Below are 18807 nucleotides of genomic sequence, written 5' to 3' on the forward strand. Positions count from 1 at the left end.
TTTGCTTATATGCACACTTTTAAGATTGCACCAAATAGCATAGCAAGATTCCAGTGATTCGTGTTAAACAGACGTAAATAGTCGACTAATGCCACGCAATCGGATCAAACTGATAAAAGCCAACCAGTAAATGATAAATTTCTGGGTCAAACTGTCTGAGTTCAGCGGGTTTTTCTAAGAAGGTTTCGGTGATAACAGCAAAAAACTCTGCCTCATTGGTCGCGCCATAGCTATGAATAACATGAGGCATGCCATAAGCTAAATGGGTTTTGAGTTGATTAAACGCGCGGCTAAATACTTTTGCCCACTTTTGGTAATCTTCGTTACTCGAAAGCAGTGGTGTACCCGTGGCTTTACCGGTTTCTTGGTCGAGCTGATGGGCAAATTCATGAAATACTAAATTATGACCATCACTTGGTAAGCGGTTCCCCTCAAGGACATCATGCCAACTCAATACCAAGGTTCCACCAGGCCATGATTCACCTTGACGCACGGTATTGTGATAACTCACAAGCCCAGCATTATCACGAGAAGTTTGCGGGGCATAATACGCGCTTGGGTATAAAAGGATCTCTTTTACATTACGATACAATGGCCACGGTTTATTAAGCACTAAAACACAGGCATCTGCCGCTACAATCAGCTTCATTGCATCATTAAGCTTAAGACCATCACAACCAATAAAGCGTTTTTCATTTAAAAACCAAACGATGTGACGCTCCAGCTTTTCACGATCGGCATCCGTCATCTTTCGGTAGATAGGCATATATTTTAACAGCAGATTTTTTTGCTGAACATTGAGGGAGTTATTAAGGTATTTTTTCTGCCAAAAGTGATTACGGATATCGTCCCAGCGCCAGTAACACACAACAAAAATTATTAAAAAAAGTATCAAAACCAGGTTAAGCATTACTATCGCCTAAAAAACAATCTTGATACTTTAATGTGTGCAAACAAAAAAAGATCAATTGTTTACACACATTTTTATTTGAAAAGCTGATTAATCGAGCGTAATACAGCCTTGATTATAAATAAAAATTTGGTTTCGACCGTTATTCTTCGCATTGTATAAAGCGTTATCGGCATGTGATAGCAAGCGGTCATAATCAGCAACTTGCGCGTTATCTGCTACACCAAAACTTACCGTTACAGAAAGACTATCTGCTAATTCTGAGAAATCGTAACCCGCTATCTCTAAACGGATAATTTCACACAATCTTGCGGCTTCTTCAGCATTTTTGTATGGGAACAACAGGGTAAATTCTTCACCACCCCAACGCGCCGCATAGCCTTCATCAGGGAAATTCATACGCAGCAAACGAGCAATTTCACAAATCACTTTATCACCAATTAAGTGCGAGAAATTGTCATTAATCAGTTTGAAGTGATCAATATCCATAATCGCAATACTGAGCGTTTTATTATCACGTTGGAACTGACTAAAGTTTTCAGACAGCCACATATCGAAAGCGCGTCTATTCGGTAATTGCGTTAATTGGTCATGATTCGCTAAATGAGCAAAGGCATCCGCTTGCGTTTGTAAATCATGCATTTGCTGTTCAACTTTTTCCGTTAACTCAATTTCAATGCGCTTGTAATGATATAAGCGGTATTTATAAATGGCATAAGCAGCAAAAAGCACAGCAACTAAGACAAATAACTTAAAGCTGGTTTTTTGCCAAAAATAAGGGGCAATTTTAAAACGCAGAACTTGCTCATTATTTTGCCAGTCACTATTTGGGTAACCTGCACGCACTTTAAAGGTATATTTACCTGGTGGTAAATTGGTGTACTCGGTAATGGCCAAGCGCCCCCTGTCTACCCATTGTTGATTGTAACCACTTAGTTGAGTTTGGTAATTTAACCGCCCAGGCATGATAAAACTTAGCCCAGCGTAGTTAAACGAAACACGAGAAACACCAGCAGGTAAACTCAAAACCTCATTACCAACAGGTAAAGTCATGGGTTTGCCATCGACTTCAAAGCTTTCAATAACCGTCGATAAACGGCGTTTACTGGCTTCTTTTAAGCGTTCTGGTGTCGCAATAGCGACGCCTTTGGCTGTTGCAACCCATACTTGACCATCTGAATGAAGCACAGCAGCAGGGTTTGAACCGCCATTCGCTTGCGCGCTTAGCATGCCATCGCCTTCATCATAAAGCTGCATCGAAACGCTCATTGGTTGAACTTTTTCAGGGTTATCTAACAGTGCAACTAGCTGAGCTTTGTTCACTTGAATAACACCGCGGTTACTGGTCAGCCACAATGAATCACCTTGCTCTATGACTTGGAACAGCTTATCGACCGGTAAACCTTGGTCTCGACCAAACAAACTCATTTTATCTGTACTGAGATTGTAACGAACGAGACCTCTATCGGTCGCAAGCCACATTTTATCGCCATCTAAGTAAAAGCCGAATGCATATTCAGTGCTGAACTGCTTTGGAAACTCGAGTGTTTTAAACTGCTTTGTCGCTGGGTCATAAATGGACACACCCACTCCCGTGCCGACCCATAACCTGCCATGGTCATCCTCAACAAGAGCCATAATAAAATCACCAATTAAGCCATCTTCGGTGGTGAATAATTCAGTTTGCCCAGCAGGGTCTATTTTGGTTAAACCACCGGCGGTGCCAATCCATAAGTTATCCGCTTTATCAAAAAACACAGCGCGAACTTCGTTGCTGATCAGGCCATTACTGCGGTTTTTTACGGGATAAATTTGCCCATTAACCACTTTCATTAAACCGGCAGTGTAAGTACCAACCCATACTCCGCCCTGCTTATCTTCAGTTAAACTTAATACGGATAGCGGATCTTTTTCATAAGCTTGAATGAGGGTGCTGAGCTTGCCATTTTCAATACGATTTAAGCCATTACTACTGCCCACCCATAAGCTGCCATCAGAATGCGATAACACGGTACGCACATAGTCAGATGCAAGCCCACGGCTTTGACTCCAGTTTGTAAATGGCGCTTCACGCAAGCGAAATAATCCGGCATTCGTGCCAACCCAAATACTTTTTTCGCGGTCTTGCAGCAAAGATAAAATACGGTTGTTGGGTAAGCCATCATCTGCGGCTAAGTTTTCAAGGCCTAAACTGCTGAGTCTGAACACCCCTTTATTGATGGTGCCAAACCACAAATCGCCCTGCGCATCTTCGAGTAAGCTGGCAATTGATTCGTTGTTAAGGACAGGATTAATAGCAACAAACTTATCGTTTTGCTTTTGCCATGCGCCTTTTTCAGTGCCGACAATTAAAGTGCCTGACTCAGTTAGTAATAAGGTAAACACAGAGGCATTAGGGAGCCCAGAGTCTTCACTGACCTTACTAACTTGCTTATTCTTTATTTGATAAAGACCATCACTGGTGGCAGCCCAAATAGTCCCTGTTTTGTCTTGTAAAAGACGATAGGCGCTTAGCTTATCAAGCAGTTTTTGCTCAGTGGCAGTTTCAGAGGCTCGATACACAATGCCTTGTCCTTCAAGTGCCAGCCATAGCTCACCTTGTTCAGTAACGAGCGCGTGATTAACCATGGCTGATGAACTAGGTAATGCTCGCCACCCCCCTTGTGAACGAAGCGCAATACCGCCACGAGCACCCACGATATATAAATCGCCATTCTCCATCGGGATCAGGCTACGTAAGCCAGAATCAGGTAAGCCAGGAATTTCTGTTCGAGTAAAAAGTTTAAACTCACGACCATTAAAACGGGCAAGCCCTTCCCAAGTCGCTATCCAAATGTAACCATCTTTGGTTTGCGTTACGCCATTAATGCTATTGTGAGGAAGGCCGGCGCGAGTGCTCCAAGTCTCTGTAAAATAATCACTTAAAGAGAGGCGTGCAGAATCAGCAAAAACGCTGAAACTCAATAAAAGAAAAATACAACTAACTACCCGCACCATAAAACTAAAACCCTGATATTTATTATCGTTCTATTCAGTGATGTAGCTCTGTGAAGCCAAAGTCATCCCTAACTTCAGATAATACTACATTAGTTGCAATTTTTACTCACTTTAATGACATTTAGCAACAATCAATTACAAAAATTCGTAATTTTTTCTTGCAGTATTTTCACAAATCGCGCCACATGCAAGCCATCCATCAAAGCATGATGCACATCGATTGAAAGCGGCATCTTGCCAGTTTGTGAATCATATTGACCAAACACAAACTTAGGAATACCAAGACCATGCCCCTCACTTACAGCATGCGAGAAGCCGCTAAAGTTTAACCATGGAAGTACTGAGATATGAATAAGGTCAGGCTGCCCTTCTGTTGCAGCAAATGCATCAGAGAAAAATGGTTTTGCTTTACTTGTTTTACCCACAGCAATAGCGTGTTTTGAAAAGTCTGCCATCGACGCTTGTTTTTCAAAATAACTAAAGCGAAATGTTTCATCTTCTGCAAGCTCGACCACACTTCCTCTTACCGATGACAGTTGTACCGGCAACGAATCAATAATACGTTGGCGCATTGGTGCATAGTCATGACATGCTTCAAGTGTTAGGTAAACATAGCTGTGAAAGAAGGAATACGGTTCTGCTTTGCACTTGTTATATAGAGCCGCCATATCGAGTGAAACACATACATTAAAATATGGCAGAGAAAATTCTTTGAAAAAAGCGAAATGCTGTTTGCGAGGCCAAGTAGCTAGATCGATAGGTGTGATTTCACAAGATGGAGTTTTCATTAGGTGCCCTCGAGATTTAAAAGCCGAGTTTACCTAGCCTGCGTGACTTCGTCACCTTGATGCGATAAATAACAGAGACAAAAAAGGTGCGACTTGCGCACCTTTTTACCTGTAAATTTATCGATTTACTAAATTATAAGCCGTTTTCGATGATTTCTAATGCTAGTTCATCGGCAATTAAATGCGTCGACTTCTGCTCTTTTTCAGAGCGAGCAAAGATTTCTGTTAGCGTATCAAAAATGCCTTCAACGTGTTTCGTTGATGCTTCTGCACTATAACCTTCTGGTGCCGTTTCGTAATAAACGTTGATGATACCACCTGCGTTAATTACGTAATCTGGTGCATATAAGATACCTTTTTCGCGGATGATCTCACCGTGACGAGACTCTGCTAATTGGTTATTCGCACAACCAGCAATAATTGTTGCTTTTAAACGCGGGATAGTCGTGTCATTTACCGTTGCGCCAAGTGCACATGGTGCATACACATCAACATCTAAGTCGTAGATTTCATCAATACCCACAGCCGTTGCATTGAAGTCATTTACAACACGCTCAACAGCTTGTTCGTTGATATCTGTTACAAATAATGTTGCGCCCGCTTCATGTAGGTGTTTACAAAGGCCATATGCTACTGCACCTAAACCTTGCACGGCTACTTTGATACCAGCAAGATCTTGATGACCTCGTTGATGTTGTAAAGCGGCTTTAATACCTAAGAATGTACCATATGCTGTGAACGGTGAAGGGTTACCACTTTTACCTTCAAGGCCTAATACATAGTTAGTTTCTTTATTCATGATAGCCACATCATCACAAGTGATGTTTACATCTTCAGCTGAATAGTAGCTACCGCTTAAACGCTCTAACTGGCGACCAAATGCACGGAAAAGTTGCTCTGATTTAATTTCTTTAGCATTACCGATGATCACTGACTTACCGCCACCAAATGGTAAACGTGCCACAGCATTTTTGTAGGTCATACCTTTTGATAAACGAAGTGCATCAGTAACAGCATCTTCATCAGTTGTGTAGTTCCACATTCTGCAACCACCAACCGCTGGACCTAACTTGGTATTGTGAACCGCGATAATAGCTTTTAGGCCTGATTCTTTATCTGAACAAAACACCACTTGCTCGTGGTTATCAAAGTCGACTTTATTAAATACAGCCACAGTTAAATACTCCGAAATTTTCTTACCCTAAGGGGTGTGAGCGCTGAAAGTGCCGAGACTTTATCACTTCGTTTGCTCCCTTGCCACTAAATGAGATGATAAAACTAAGCAAAGTTCTCAGACCGAAATAACAACTCAAAAACTAACACTTTATGGAAAAAATATACCAATCAATGTACGCATTAAGCATTGTTAATTCAAAACAAAATGTTAACATCACAAACTTTATTACGTGAACGTAAAGGTAAAGTATAGCGTAAAGAAAAAGTGACAAGAAGAATGTGCCGATAAAGCCAATTAAAATCGGCTTTTAAAGAGATGTTAGAGAAATAGCTGAGACTGGTCAGAGCTGAAAAAAAACGGCGCAGGTGCGCCGTTTTTTCAAGAGAGTTGCAAGATGGTTACTTTAATTTGCCATCAAGTTCTTCGATTTTTGCTTTCCAAATAGCAGGACCTTGCGTATGCGCATTGGCGCCTTCACTATCAACAGCAACCGTTACTGGCATATCTTCTACTTCAAACTCGTAGATTGCTTCCATACCTAAATCTTCGAACGCAACAACACGTGCTTTCTTGATTGCTTTAGATACAAGGTAAGCTGCACCACCTACTGCCATTAAGTAGATAGATTTATTGTTTTTGATTGATTCAACTGTTGCAGGACCACGCTCTGCTTTACCAATCATACCGATGATGCCCGTTTTTTCTAACATCATATCAGTGAATTTATCCATACGAGTCGCAGTTGTAGGGCCAGCAGGACCTACAGCTTCATCACCCACTGCATCTACAGGGCCAACGTAGTAGATAAACTTGTTATCAAAATCAACGCCTTCAGGTAAACCTTCACCTGATTGGATCATATCTTGTAAACGTTTATGCGCGGCATCACGACCCGTTAAGATAGTACCAGACAGAAGAACCGTTTCACCCATCTTCCATTCTTGCGTGTCTTCTTTAGTCAGTGTGTTTAAATCAACACGACGTGTACCTTCACCTACTTCAAATGTAACTTCTGGCCAATCTTCAAGTTTAGGCGCTTTAAGATCAGCTGGGCCTGAACCATCTAATGTGAAGTGAACGTGACGAGTTGCCGCACAGTTCGGGATCATAACCACTGGTTTTGATGCTGCGTGAGTCGGTGCCGTTTTAACTTTCACATCAACTACGGTTGTTAAACCACCTAGGCCTTGTGCACCAATACCTAATTTATTAGCACGTTCGAAGATATCGATACGCATTTTTTCTTCAGTTGTTTCTGCGCCGCGCTCAATAAGCTCGTGAATATCAACCGGATCCATTAATGATTCTTTAGCAAGTACCGCAGCTTTTTCTGCAGTACCACCAATACCTATACCTAGCATGCCAGGTGGACACCAGCCCGCACCCATTGTTGGTAATGTTTTTTCAACCCATGCAGCCACATCATCAGATGGGTTAAGCATAACCATTTTCGTTTTATTTTCTGAGCCGCCGCCCTTCGCTGCCACCATTACTTCTACTTCAGCGCCTGGCACTAAGTCGATATGAACAACTGATGGAGTATTGTCTTTGGTGTTTTTACGCGTGCCAGCAGGGTCTGCAACAATTGATGCACGTAATGGGTTATCTGGGTTTAAGTATGCGCGACGTGTACCTTCATCAACCATTTGCTGAACAGTCATGTCTGTTTTATCCCACTTAACATCCATACCTACTTTTACGAAACAAGTAATGATACCTGTATCTTGGCACAGTGGACGTTTACCTTCAGCAGACATACGAGAGTTAATTAAAATTTGCGCAATGGCATCTTTTGCCGCTTTGCTTTGCTCTTTGTTGTAAGCTTTTTCTAAGGCTTGTACGAAATCGAGAGGGTGATAAAAAGAAATGTATTGCAATGCATCTTCAATGCTATCAATGAAGTCTTGCTGACGAATTGTACTCATTACGGGTTCCTTAAGTTTTTATCGCGTAGCGCTGTACGTGATCCTGAGTAAACCGGTGACGAAGATTTACTCTACGGGTTAGTCATGGCATCACTATAAAGGAAATCATAACGCTGCCAATCAAATTTAACTTATGATACCCTCCTCGCCCGTTTCGGGCTAGTTATTCAGGGCAATGTAGATGATAAACGATGAAAATTTGTGCATTAAATTAAATTTAAGTGGTGATTGCATCGCGCTATTTAGTCATTTTGCTCATTTGCCCCATGCAGTGTTGCTCGATTCAGCCAATAGCGAGCATGTAAATAGCCGCTTCGATATCATTGCTATTGCACCATTAAAGCAATTAGAAGTGCGCGAAAATACATGCTTTATCGACGGCAAGGCGCAATCAAGTGATTGTTTTAGCTTGATGAAAGAAGGTCTTCAGGAATTTAATCACACAGCTAACCCTAATAACCTCCCTTTTACAGGTGGTTGGCTTGGCTATTTTGGTTATGACTTAGGTCGTGTGATTGAAAGTATGCCAAGTACTGCCGAAAACGACATTAACATGCCGCAAATGGCTGTAGGCCTTTATCCAGATGCGCTTATTTATGATAAGCAACAGCAAAGCTGGTTTTACGTCTGTCAGCCAAATCATAATCGCTTAGCGCTATATCAGCAGCACCTAAACGAAACACCAGCAAATGCAGAGTTCGCGCTACAAAGCGACTGGCAATCAAACATGAGTCAAGCCAGCTACAGCGAAAAGTTCGAGAAAATTCAAGCTTATTTAAAAAGTGGTGACTGCTACCAGATCAACCTTGCACAGCGTTTTAAAGCTGAGTTTTCTGGTTCAACATGGCAAGCATATAAACAACTTCGAGAAGCCAATAAAGCACCATTTTCAAGCTATATAAATCATCCTGATGGCGCTATTTTATCTATCTCCCCTGAGCGTTTTATTTCGATTAATCAGGGCCAAATAGAAACCAAGCCAATTAAAGGAACGCTCCCTCGATTGGCTGGCTCTGAACAAGACCAAGCGCAAGCAACTCGTTTACAACAATCAGAAAAAGACCGCGCAGAAAATGTCATGATTGTTGATCTGCTGCGCAACGATTTAGGCAAAGTGGCTCGTCCAGGTAGTGTCACCGTCCCCTCGTTATTTGCCATTGAAAGCTTTCCGGCTGTACATCATTTAGTAAGTACTGTGCGCGCAGAATTAGCGGATGGCAAAGATGCCGTTGACCAAATTCATGCCGCTTTCCCGGGTGGTTCAATTACCGGAGCACCGAAAATTCGCGCTATGGAAATTATTGAAGAACTCGAACCACATCGCCGTAGTGTGTACTGCGGCTCAATTGGCTATTTGAGTGCCTGTGGCAACATGGATACCAGTATCACAATTCGTACTTTAGTGTGCCACAAAGGTGCAATCTATTGCTGGGCTGGCGGTGGCATTGTGGCTGATTCAAAGGTCGACTTGGAGTACCAAGAAACTTACGATAAAGTAAATAAAATACTGCCTTTATTAAAGTAAAAGTTGAAGTAACTACCTTGAATAGCCAGCAAATAATTGCCCGTTTTAGTTTAAGTCAAACCACAGAGCGCCCAGCAACCATTCGCTTTAATGCCGAAAAGCGTGCCAGTGCCGTAATGTTACCTCTGCTTGATGTTAACGACGAAGCGCATTTGTTATTGTGCAAGCGACCTAGTTATTTACTTCATCACCCGGGGGAGATTTGCTTACCGGGTGGCAAGTATGAAGAACAAGATGACACGTTAATGCACACCGCTCTTCGAGAGCTTAATGAAGAGCTTAACATTGCGACACACCAAGTGACTGTCCACGGTAAATTACATCAGTACGCGACCCTAACCGGTTTCACTATTGAGCCTTTTGTGTGTGTAGTTAGCGAAGGCACAACGTGGCAAGCAGATCCCAACGAAGTTGCTGCCAGCTTTTTAATGCCCTTATCTTATTTGAGTAATCAACAAAATTGGCAACCCCTCCCCTTTGAGCGAAATGGTAAAACCATTACTTTGCAAGGTTTGATGACCCCCCATGGACTGCTTTGGGGAGCAACAGCGAGCATAATTAATAACTTTATAAAACAGCTCGCCCTACCAGTTTAATTATCCTGCTTTTAGGGTTACACAGGCACGTTTAAACGTTATCATGTGGCACCGTTCAAAGGCAGGTAGTATGCCGTTAATAGAAAAATGAGTAGCAAATTATGATCAGTGCATTCGATATGTTTAGTATTGGTATTGGCCCATCGTCATCTCACACTGTTGGCCCAATGCGCGCTTCGCGTTTATTTGTAAACGAACTAGAAGAAAAAAACTTACTTGCAAACGTCACCGATATTAAAGTTGAGCTATTTGGCTCACTCGGCCAAACAGGTATTGGCCACGGCTCTGGTAAAGCTGTGATCTTAGGCCTTGCCGGTTATGATCCAGAAACCATTGATGCTGACTTAGTCGACGATATCCTCGCGAAAATCGAAAAAGAGCAGGTTATTTATTTAAACCAAAGCCATAAAGCCAATTTCCCTAAACAAGGTGCGATTGTATTTCATCGTCGTAAAACATTACCAAAACATTCAAATGCAATGGAAATCATTGCCAGCCAAAATGGCGAAAAGTTATTCAGTAAAGTGTATTACTCAATCGGTGGCGGCTTTATCGTCAGTGATGAAGAGTTCGAGAACGAAAAACAAAAAGCACTCGAAATCCGCGAAGAAAACCCAGCACCTTATCCGTTTAACACGGCAAAAGAGCTGTTAGAACTGTGCCGTGAGTCAGGTTTTAGTGTATCAACGCTTATGATGCACAACGAAAAAACCCTGCGCAGCGAAAAAGACATCAAAGATGAGCTGTTTAATATTTGGCAAGTAATGAAGGCCTGTATTGAACGTGGTATGCGTACAGAGGGTATCTTACCAGGCGGGTTAAAGGTAAAGCGTCGCGCCCCTAGTTTACACCTTAAGTTAAATATTGAGGTAAACAACGACCCTCTACGTGCAATGGACTGGGTTGATTTATTTGCCCTTGCAGTAAACGAAGAAAATGCTGCCGGCGGCCGTGTTGTTACCGCACCAACCAATGGTGCTGCAGGTATTTTGCCAGCGGTATTAATGTATTATCACACTTTCATTAAAGAAGTAGACCGTGATATCGCAACACGTTACTTATTAACAGCGGCAGCAATTGGTATTTTATATAAAAAGAACGCGTCAATTTCGGGTGCTGAAGTAGGTTGCCAAGGTGAAGTGGGCGTTGCTTGCTCAATGGCAGCAGGTGCACTTACTGAAATCATGGGTGGCAATGTAGTACAGGTTGAAAACGCCGCTGAAATCGGCATGGAGCACAACCTAGGCCTAACCTGTGACCCGGTTGGCGGCCTTGTACAAGTACCGTGTATTGAACGTAATGCGATGGGCTCAATTAAAGCAATTAATGCGTCACGCCTTGCAATGCGTGGTTCTAGCGAGCAAAAAGTGACCCTTGATAAGGTAATTAAAACCATGCTCGACACAGGGAATGATATGAAAACGAAATACAAAGAAACCGCTCGCGGTGGCTTAGCAGTTAATATCATCGAGTGTTAATTTACAGCACGCTTTCAGCATAAAAAAAGCCGCTTTAAAGCGGCTTTTTTATCTCTATTTTACTGGTAACTCAATGTTTTCGAAGAGCTTATCAACATCTTCTTGGTTACGTAATAAGCTTGCTCGCTCAACCAGTTCTTTCGTTAAGTGCGGTGCAAAACGCTCAATAAAATCATACATGTAACTGCGTAAAAAGCTGCCCTTTCTAAAACCAATTTTAGTGGTGCTAGCTTCAAATAAGTGGCTTGCATCAATACAGACTAAATCAGTATCGGTTATTTGATCAATCGCCATAGATGCTACAACACCTACACCTAGACCTAAACGAACATAAGTTTTGATTACATCAGCATCTGTTGCAGTAAAAACAATATGCGGCTCAAGTCCATGTGCATTGAAGGCCTTATCTAACTCAGAACGACCAGTAAAACCAAACACATAAGTAATAAGTGGGTATTTAGCCACATCGGCAACCGTTAAATTATCAGCCTTTTGCGCAAGCGGGTGTGTTTTTGCCACAACAATACTGCGATTCCAGTGATAGCACGGCAACATAACTAAATCAGAATATAAATGCAGCGCCTCAGTCGCAATGGCAAAATCAGCATCACCGCGTGCTGCCGCATCGGAAATTTGCTGTGGCGTACCCTGATGCATGTGTAAAGACACTGCCGGGTACTTTTTCATAAAGCCTTGAATAACATTCGGTAATGCGTAACGAGCCTGAGTATGAGTGGTCGCAATGTTAAGTTTACCTTGATCAGGCAAGGTATGCTCATTGGCAACCGCTTTAATACCTTCAACTTTCGACAGTATTTCTCGTGAAATATTAATAATTTCGTTACCGGCACTGGTTACATGGGTAAGGTGTTTGCCACTACGGCCAAAGATCTGTACACCCAGTTCGTCTTCAAGCATACGAACTTGTTTCGAGATCCCCGGTTGCGAGGTAAATAAACTTTCGGCTGTCGCAGAGACATTCAGTTTATGATTTTGGACTTCGACTATATATCTGAGTTGTTGTAGTTTCATGGCTGCATTGTAAACGTTGTTATTGTTTATTTATAAAGGCTGCAAAGCGCAATGCCAAGCGATATTTCATCGCGCTATACATTTATATCGATTGTTTCTAAGGCTAACACATTAAATTACTGCTCGGTAGCCGTGTTTACTCGCAAAATATTCAATAAAGGTGCTAGTTTAGCGCTATACTCGTTATAAAGTAGTAATCGTAATAAGTTTATTCGAGATAACTACCGCAAAACTGTTCAGATCTAATCTTTTTAAGGTAAGATAAAAAAATTAGATAGTTAAAACTGAGATTTAGTAATGATTGTTTCTATCATCATCATGCTCATTGTTGCATTAATCGTGATCGCTTTATGGGTCAGCGCTGTGCAGCAACATAAAGAAAAACAAGAAGCAGAGCGCCGTAAAGAGCTTACAAAACAAAAAAAAATCATTGAAGAGGCAGAAGATGTACTGCTTAACAGTGCCAATATCCCCATGTCTGAAAATATTCTGCGTATTATTCAACGCCGTATTTATGATGCACTTGTTTCAATGGTCGAGCTTTCTCCAAGCTCAAAAGAATTAAAAAACAGACTAAAAGAATCTAAAGAACGCCTAGCCTCTCCTATCGAAGCAAGTAATAGCGATGCATTAGCACTACCAGATAACGACAAACAATTAATAGCTCTAATTCAAGGTATAAAGAAATTACGAGCAGTACTTCGCTCAGAGCATGGTAAAGGCAAGGTAGATAGCCAAGTATTTGTTGCTGAAGATAAACGCCTTGAAAAATTGCAGTTAAGAATCAATGTAGAAAGCCAAATTAAGCGCGGGATTTCAGCTCGCTCAGCAAATATGGTGGGCTCTGCCAGACAGTATTTTGAAAAAGCACTAGCAACACTGACCTCAGTTAGCTATAGCGATGAATATGTAAACTCGAAAAGACAAGAAGTTGAAGGCTATTTAGAAACGATTAGCTCTGAGTTGAAAGCATCAAATGCAACGTCACTAAAGAAGAAAGCAGAACAAGAGCAGGACGATTTAGACGTATTATTCGCACCAAAGAAAAAGTGGTAAACCACTTTTTCTTTGCTTTGTGCAAGTTAAGATAAAAACGCAAACTTAACAATAAACAGCGCTGTTAATACCCACACACTAATACTGATTTCATCTTTTTTACCACATACCAACTTCACGGCAGTATACGAGATAAAACCAAGGGCGATACCGTGCGCAATCGAGAAAGTTAACGGCGTCATCAATAATACCACACTCACTGGAATGGCATCTGTCATATCATCCCAATTTACCAGCTTTAAGTTTTGCATCATTAACACAGCAACATATAAAATTGCACCTGCCGTTGCATAAGCTGGGATCATGCCAGCAAGTGGCGCAAAGAACATCATTAACAAGAAACAAATGCCTACAACCACAGCAGTTAGACCTGTACGGCCGCCCACAGACACACCTGCAACTGATTCAATGTAAGACGTTGTTGTTGACGTACCAAGCATTGAGCCTGCAATAGTAGCTGTACTGTCAGCACTTAAAGCACGACCTAAACGAGGCATTTTACCTTGTTCATCAGCAATACCTGCTTTTTGCGTTACAGCAACTAAAGTGCCTGAAGTGTCAAACAAATCAACAAATAAGAACGCAAAAACCACTGTTAGCATTGAGATTTCGAATGCTGCTGCAAAATCCAATTGCATCAAGGTTGGTGCAATTGAAGGCGGCATTGAAATAATTCCTTGATACTCCACAAGGTCTAAACCAAGCGCAATTGCGGTTACTAATAAAATACTGATAAGTACGCCGCTTTTCATATCGCGGTATAACAGTGCTGCAATAACAAAGAAGCTAAAAATCGCAAGTAGTGGGCCTGGGGCTGTGATATCGCCTAACTGCACTAAGGTTGCAGGGCTTGCTACGATAATACCGGCGTTTTTCAGTGCAATAAGGGCTAAGAAAGCACCGATACCTGTGGCAATGGCACGTTTTAACACCAGAGGAATAGCATCAATGATCCACTCTCTCACCTTAAATAGGCTTAAGAATAAGAAGATACAGCCAGACATAAAAACTGCACCTAATGCAGCTTGCCAAGTGTAGCCCATGCCCAAAACAACACCATAAGTGAAGAAGGCGTTTAAGCCCATACCCGGAGCCAGTGCTAATGGGTAGTTTGCCCATAAACCCATGATAAAACAGCCAATTGCAGCAGCAATACAGGTTGCTACGAATGCCGCACCTTGATCCATTCCCGCTTCTGCAAGCATGGCAGGGTTAACAAATACAATGTAAACCATGGTAATGAATGTTGTGATGCCAGCAATAGTCTCGCGGCGCACAGAAGTGTTGTTTTCAGTGATTTTGAAAAGTCTTTCGAACATGTTGAACTTTAAGTTGAGATTAATTGGCTAATTTTATCATATTTTATCTCAATAAGAGGACATTTTACCTTGCAATGTTCTAAACTAATAAGGTCTTTTATTTCAAGAAAATAACTAAACTATGTCTGATAATTCGCCAGTAGGCTTAGATTTAGAGCAACAGCTTGATAATGTACTTGCCTTTATTACCCAACCCGATAAAGGGTCGGCGCCAAATAAAAGTACTCAATCTGTTGAAAACGTACTAAACAAAGCTTTGTATTATTTAAAAAATGAACAGCCTCCCCTTGCTGCAAAATGGATGCGCTTAGCAGCTATGGCAGGTAACCATAGGGCGCAATTTTATATGGGGCTGTTTTTCATCAAAGGGCAAGGTGTACCGCACAGTGTTTTTCATGGCGCGGTGTGGTTAAGTCTGGCAAGTAGCCAAGGTTATGAACCTGCAACGGCTGCACTTGATGATCTTAGAAAACACATCAGTACGCGCAGGTTACATGATGCGCAAAGCTATGCAGCTACCCTATATGAACAAATCCACCAGCAGCAATTTGCACATTTAATTCCTCGAGATCCTGACGCAAGCTAACACGCGTCAGGTTCTACAACTCATTAATGCTGTCTTGTCAGTTTACTCTCAAATGTTATGAGACCTGCACCAACTACAAACAATAAGATACCTATAAACTCAAGCCACACATGGCCTTTATGGGCCTTGATAATAGGTGTTTTTGAAGTAAGGCTATATAAACGCCTGCCTTGCTCGCCAGATTCTACAAACGAAATACCTTTATAGTCCGCTGAGATAATAAACTTAAAATCATGCCTGCTGATCATTTCTCGACGTTTTGCATCTATTTTCTCGCTGCTTTGTTCTACGAGTAGCGTACGCCAATCATGAAAAATGCCATCTGGTTCATTATCTTTCACTACACCATATGATTTGTACTCATAGAACTTTGTATTGAATAGCTTTTCTTGATGCCCTAAATAAAACATGGCACAGCCTAGCGCACTTAACAGTATGGCAATATAGACGAGTGAACGCTGTTTAATGAATTGCTTATTACTTTGTTGCTTATACCAAGCTTCAATGTCAGGCACATTAATCAACCGAGCTTTATCTACAGAATGTTTTAATGGCTCCATAAAGTCGCAAATTGTTAGATTGAGCGCCGTTAATATTGAACGAAATGTGTCATTCGAAGGCACTGATTTATCGTTCTCAAGTTTTGAAAGGTAACTTTGTTCTATTCCAACTTGCTCTGCAAATTCTGGTTGGCTTAGTTTTAGCTCACTGCGATAGTGTTTTAGTTGTGTTCCGAATGTACTCATAACGCATTTCCTTTTTGTTGTGGAGCCGCCATTCTTTGCTATTCATGCAGATATAAAAAGCTGAATAAATAGGAATAATGAAGAATATTAGCAAGATAGGATGAAAGATACGAGATACGAGATACGAGATACGAGATACGAGATACGAGATACGAGATACGAGATACGAGATACGAGATACGAGATACGAGATACGAGATACGAGATACGAGATACGAGATACGAGATACGAGATACGAGATACGAGATACGAGATACGTTGACAGTATAAGAGAAAAGTACGTTTTAATGTAAAGACTTATCTAATCATTTGTTTGAGGAAAACAAATGGCGGAGTGGACGGGACTCGAACCCGCGACCCCCGGCGTGACAGGCCGGTATTCTAACCAACTGAACTACCACTCCGCAGTGGTATGTGCATGGGGTAATGCACTTAATTTGTTTATGATATCAAATGGCGGAGTGGACGGGACTCGAACCCGCGACCCCCGGCGTGACAGGCCGGTATTCTAACCAACTGAACTACCACTCCGCAGAGATATCATTGTTATTACTTAATTTGTTGGCGGAGTGGACGGGACTCGAACCCGCGACCCCCGGCGTGACAGGCCGGTATTCTAACCAACTGAACTACCACTCCGCAGAGATATCATTGTTATTACTTAATTTGTTGGCGGAGTGGACGGGACTCGAACCCGCGACCCCCGGCGTGACAGGCCGGTATTCTAACCAACTGAACTACCACTCCGCGATACAAATTTTGTAATAAAATAGCGTTTAAATAGTGGCGGAGTGGACGGGACTCGAACCCGCGACCCCCGGCGTGACAGGCCGGTATTCTAACCAACTGAACTACCACTCCGCAGTATCTAATGCTATTTATTTTTCCTATTGGCGGAGTGGACGGGACTCGAACCCGCGACCCCCGGCGTGACAGGCCGATATTCTAACCAACTGAACTACCACTCCGCAAAGGAAAATGTTTTACAACCATAAGTTGTGTAAGTAATTGGCGGAGTGGACGGGACTCGAACCCGCGACCCCCGGCGTGACAGGCCGGTATTCTAACCAACTGAACTACCACTCCAGCGCATACTTACAAATTGTCGAAAATTGGCGGAGTGGACGGGACTCGAACCCGCGACCCCCGGCGTGACAGGCCGGTATTCTAACCAACTGAACTACCACTCCACATTTTCGTTGCTGACTGAGTCTCCCCTGACAGCGGCGTGAATAATACGAATCACCCTCTGGTTCGTCAAGGGGTTTTTTGTATTTTTACAGGTTTTTTAGTCATCTGACATCGAAAGGTTTAAAATTTCACCTGATTTATCATTTTTTGAGCCATTTTTGGCAACTTCATTTTCATTCGTTGCTTGCTCATCATTTTCGGTTTGATTTTTTTTCTTTAAAAACGGTAAAGAAATTTTAAATTTCAGCGGTTTCTTCTGAACAAAAATTCTAATTGCCAGCCAACCTAATAAAAGGACGGTTAAATTTCCAACAACAATTAAGGTCACCATCAGCATGGTGGACGCTTTTTGTTCTTCTTCAAGAATTCGTTGTTGCTCTGCTTGCGCTTCTAAATCAATTTCTGGGCGAACAATTTCTGGTACAGCTTCAATTGGTCGCTCAATTTCAAATTTATAGGTCGGTAACGTCGCCATAAATTCACGGTCATTTATGTTGCTACCAAATACAGAGAGCTCAACACTGTATCGTCCCCAATCATAATTTTTAATTGCAAGCTCTCGTGTTTGCGATTTATCAGCATCTAAAGAGAACATTTGCTCTTCATTATTGGGGTAATATATTTTTCCTTGAATAAGTACAGTTTCTGGTTTAACGATTTCAGGATTTAGCGAGATCGTTAAAATGTGGTCATCTTCATCTTGCTCAGCAAGTGCTACTTCATAATCAAAAGGCGGCTCATGCACGACTATCGGTTTTTGCACCACTGTACGCTTTAATATAGGCGTTTCTATATATAGCTCTGGTTGCCACTCTCCTGCCGGAAAGACCAGCTTAAACTCACCGGTAAACACACCATCAAGCGGACGCTCATCAAAGCCGCGGCCATCATCTCTAAAGTCAGTAACACTTTGCGTGCCCGCACCAAAGTTTGCGTAATCACTATTATTAGTGCTGACAAAATCAACGTGCAAACTTATCACATCGCGAAACTGACCAACTTCTATTGGTTCACCATCATTTAATACGCGGCCAGTCAGTTTTACTGTTTCGCCACGAAACAGCATAGGCGGGAGTGGATCAACATTAAGCTCTATTTCACCCAGCACCATAATACGGCTATCTGGCAAGATACTGCCGACCACTTGCCAAGGGCCAGGCATGGGGTTGCTAATGGTGATCAGGTCATAGCTCAGTTCATCATGCCAGTCGAGGTCATCATTGTTCACTGAATCAGTAGCGTAATACTTAGTGCCGTCAGGGCGTACTAAAACAACGGCAGGAGCACCGCGTTTACGAAAGAAGAGTAAGGTTACTTTATCGACTTTATGGTCAATACGAAAACGGTTCTCTAGCAGGGGAATTTCATTTTGCACCCCATCACGTTCTAATGGGGTTATTTTATCTTGCTCGTTGGCAAATCCCGCTAAGGGAATTAAACACACTAATCCTGCTAGTAGTCGCTTTCTCATTTTATTACC

At 42.0% G+C, this 18807-nt stretch carries 14 protein-coding genes and 8 tRNA genes; 5 read left to right on the forward strand and 17 right to left on the reverse strand.

The window, feature by feature from the left end; all coding sequences use genetic code 11:
* Positions 1-85 precede the first annotated feature (85 nt).
* The 5 genes from J8Z28_RS11045 to J8Z28_RS11065 form a co-directional block, all read right to left on the reverse strand.
* A complete protein-coding gene (locus tag J8Z28_RS11045; RefSeq protein ID WP_250659425.1) occupies positions 86-910 on the reverse strand; it encodes a M90 family metallopeptidase in 825 nt (274 codons plus the stop codon).
* A gap of 90 nt (positions 911-1000) precedes the next feature.
* A complete protein-coding gene (locus tag J8Z28_RS11050) occupies positions 1001-3907 on the reverse strand; it encodes a ligand-binding sensor domain-containing diguanylate cyclase (protein ID WP_250659426.1) in 2907 nt (968 codons plus the stop codon).
* Between the two features lie 131 nt (positions 3908-4038).
* Complete coding sequence (locus tag J8Z28_RS11055; protein ID WP_054561788.1) at positions 4039-4695, reverse strand: CatA-like O-acetyltransferase; 657 nt, start codon at positions 4693-4695, stop codon at positions 4039-4041.
* A gap of 133 nt (positions 4696-4828) precedes the next feature.
* Entirely contained in the window at positions 4829-5869 is a 1041-nt protein-coding gene (locus J8Z28_RS11060) for a Leu/Phe/Val dehydrogenase (protein ID WP_054561789.1), read from the reverse strand.
* 401 nt (positions 5870-6270) lie between these two features.
* A complete protein-coding gene (locus J8Z28_RS11065) occupies positions 6271-7797 on the reverse strand; it encodes a fumarate hydratase (RefSeq protein WP_054551614.1) in 1527 nt (508 codons plus the stop codon).
* Between the two features lie 181 nt (positions 7798-7978).
* On the opposite strand from J8Z28_RS11065, the gene pabB reads away from it, so the two are divergent.
* The 3 genes from pabB (at position 7979) to J8Z28_RS11080 (ending at position 11396) form a co-directional block, all read left to right on the forward strand.
* Positions 7979-9322 carry an aminodeoxychorismate synthase component I gene (gene pabB, locus J8Z28_RS11070; RefSeq protein WP_250659427.1) on the forward strand — a complete coding sequence of 448 codons (1344 nt, stop codon included), beginning with the start codon at positions 7979-7981 and terminating at the stop codon, positions 9320-9322.
* A gap of 17 nt (positions 9323-9339) precedes the next feature.
* The gene (locus J8Z28_RS11075; protein WP_054561791.1) at positions 9340-9918 is read left to right on the forward strand and encodes an NUDIX hydrolase; all 579 of its coding nucleotides are present in this window, start codon (positions 9340-9342) and stop codon (positions 9916-9918) included.
* A 101-nt stretch (positions 9919-10019) separates the two neighbouring features.
* The gene (locus J8Z28_RS11080) at positions 10020-11396 is read left to right on the forward strand and encodes an L-serine ammonia-lyase (protein ID WP_250659428.1); all 1377 of its coding nucleotides are present in this window, start codon (positions 10020-10022) and stop codon (positions 11394-11396) included.
* Between the two features lie 54 nt (positions 11397-11450).
* Here the strand turns inward: J8Z28_RS11080 and cysB are convergent, their stop codons facing one another.
* A complete protein-coding gene (cysB, locus tag J8Z28_RS11085) occupies positions 11451-12428 on the reverse strand; it encodes an HTH-type transcriptional regulator CysB (RefSeq protein ID WP_054551618.1) in 978 nt (325 codons plus the stop codon).
* Positions 12429-12725: 297 nt separating this feature from the next.
* On the opposite strand from cysB, the gene J8Z28_RS11090 reads away from it, so the two are divergent.
* On the forward strand, positions 12726-13484 hold the full coding sequence (locus tag J8Z28_RS11090; RefSeq protein ID WP_054561792.1) for a hypothetical protein: 759 nt from the start codon (positions 12726-12728) through the stop codon (positions 13482-13484).
* Positions 13485-13510: 26 nt separating this feature from the next.
* On the opposite strand, the gene J8Z28_RS11095 is transcribed toward J8Z28_RS11090, so the two are convergent.
* Complete coding sequence (locus J8Z28_RS11095) at positions 13511-14803, reverse strand: NCS2 family permease (protein ID WP_250659429.1); 1293 nt, start codon at positions 14801-14803, stop codon at positions 13511-13513.
* A gap of 121 nt (positions 14804-14924) precedes the next feature.
* Between J8Z28_RS11095 and J8Z28_RS11100 the strand changes: the two genes are divergently transcribed.
* Entirely contained in the window at positions 14925-15389 is a 465-nt protein-coding gene (locus J8Z28_RS11100) for an SEL1-like repeat protein (protein ID WP_054551621.1), read from the forward strand.
* Between the two features lie 23 nt (positions 15390-15412).
* Here J8Z28_RS11100 and J8Z28_RS11105 read toward each other — a convergent pair whose 3' ends face one another.
* The 10 genes from J8Z28_RS11105 to J8Z28_RS11150 form a co-directional block, all read right to left on the reverse strand.
* Complete coding sequence (locus J8Z28_RS11105; RefSeq protein ID WP_250659430.1) at positions 15413-16135, reverse strand: helix-turn-helix domain-containing protein; 723 nt, start codon at positions 16133-16135, stop codon at positions 15413-15415.
* A 328-nt stretch (positions 16136-16463) separates the two neighbouring features.
* Positions 16464-16540: transfer RNA gene (locus tag J8Z28_RS11110), tRNA-Asp, on the reverse strand.
* A gap of 50 nt (positions 16541-16590) precedes the next feature.
* A tRNA-Asp gene (locus tag J8Z28_RS11115) sits at positions 16591-16667 on the reverse strand.
* A gap of 31 nt (positions 16668-16698) precedes the next feature.
* Positions 16699-16775, reverse strand: a tRNA-Asp gene (locus J8Z28_RS11120).
* A gap of 31 nt (positions 16776-16806) precedes the next feature.
* A tRNA-Asp gene (locus J8Z28_RS11125) sits at positions 16807-16883 on the reverse strand.
* 37 nt (positions 16884-16920) lie between these two features.
* Positions 16921-16997: transfer RNA gene (locus J8Z28_RS11130), tRNA-Asp, on the reverse strand.
* Positions 16998-17027: 30 nt separating this feature from the next.
* Positions 17028-17104 (reverse strand) — tRNA-Asp (locus J8Z28_RS11135).
* A gap of 41 nt (positions 17105-17145) precedes the next feature.
* Positions 17146-17222 (reverse strand) — tRNA-Asp (locus J8Z28_RS11140).
* Between the two features lie 27 nt (positions 17223-17249).
* A tRNA-Asp gene (locus J8Z28_RS11145) sits at positions 17250-17326 on the reverse strand.
* Between the two features lie 98 nt (positions 17327-17424).
* Positions 17425-18798 carry a TIGR03503 family protein gene (locus J8Z28_RS11150; RefSeq protein WP_250659431.1) on the reverse strand — a complete coding sequence of 458 codons (1374 nt, stop codon included), beginning with the start codon at positions 18796-18798 and terminating at the stop codon, positions 17425-17427.
* Between the last annotated feature and the right edge of the window lie 9 nt (positions 18799-18807).

The organism is Pseudoalteromonas sp. SCSIO 43088 (assembly GCF_023650795.1).
GTDB lineage: Bacteria > Pseudomonadota > Gammaproteobacteria > Enterobacterales > Alteromonadaceae > Pseudoalteromonas > Pseudoalteromonas shioyasakiensis.

Excerpts from the sequence above, each read along its gene's own strand:
- J8Z28_RS11095 (WP_250659429.1), bottom strand. The coding sequence starts at position 14,803 with ATGTTCGAAAGACTTTTCAAAATCACTGAAAACAACACTTCTGTGCGC.
- J8Z28_RS11055 (WP_054561788.1), bottom strand. The coding sequence starts at position 4,695 with ATGAAAACTCCATCTTGTGAAATCACACCTATCGATCTAGCTACTTGG.
- J8Z28_RS11100 (WP_054551621.1), top strand. The coding sequence starts at position 14,925 with ATGTCTGATAATTCGCCAGTAGGCTTAGATTTAGAGCAACAGCTTGAT.
- J8Z28_RS11090 (WP_054561792.1), top strand. The coding sequence starts at position 12,726 with ATGATTGTTTCTATCATCATCATGCTCATTGTTGCATTAATCGTGATC.
- J8Z28_RS11050 (WP_250659426.1), bottom strand. The coding sequence starts at position 3,907 with ATGGTGCGGGTAGTTAGTTGTATTTTTCTTTTATTGAGTTTCAGCGTT.
- J8Z28_RS11065 (WP_054551614.1), bottom strand. The coding sequence starts at position 7,797 with ATGAGTACAATTCGTCAGCAAGACTTCATTGATAGCATTGAAGATGCA.
- J8Z28_RS11105 (WP_250659430.1), bottom strand. The coding sequence starts at position 16,135 with ATGAGTACATTCGGAACACAACTAAAACACTATCGCAGTGAGCTAAAA.
- J8Z28_RS11150 (WP_250659431.1), bottom strand. The coding sequence starts at position 18,798 with ATGAGAAAGCGACTACTAGCAGGATTAGTGTGTTTAATTCCCTTAGCG.
- J8Z28_RS11045 (WP_250659425.1), bottom strand. The coding sequence starts at position 910 with ATGCTTAACCTGGTTTTGATACTTTTTTTAATAATTTTTGTTGTGTGT.
- pabB (WP_250659427.1), top strand. The coding sequence starts at position 7,979 with ATGATAAACGATGAAAATTTGTGCATTAAATTAAATTTAAGTGGTGAT.
- J8Z28_RS11080 (WP_250659428.1), top strand. The coding sequence starts at position 10,020 with ATGATCAGTGCATTCGATATGTTTAGTATTGGTATTGGCCCATCGTCA.
- cysB (WP_054551618.1), bottom strand. The coding sequence starts at position 12,428 with ATGAAACTACAACAACTCAGATATATAGTCGAAGTCCAAAATCATAAA.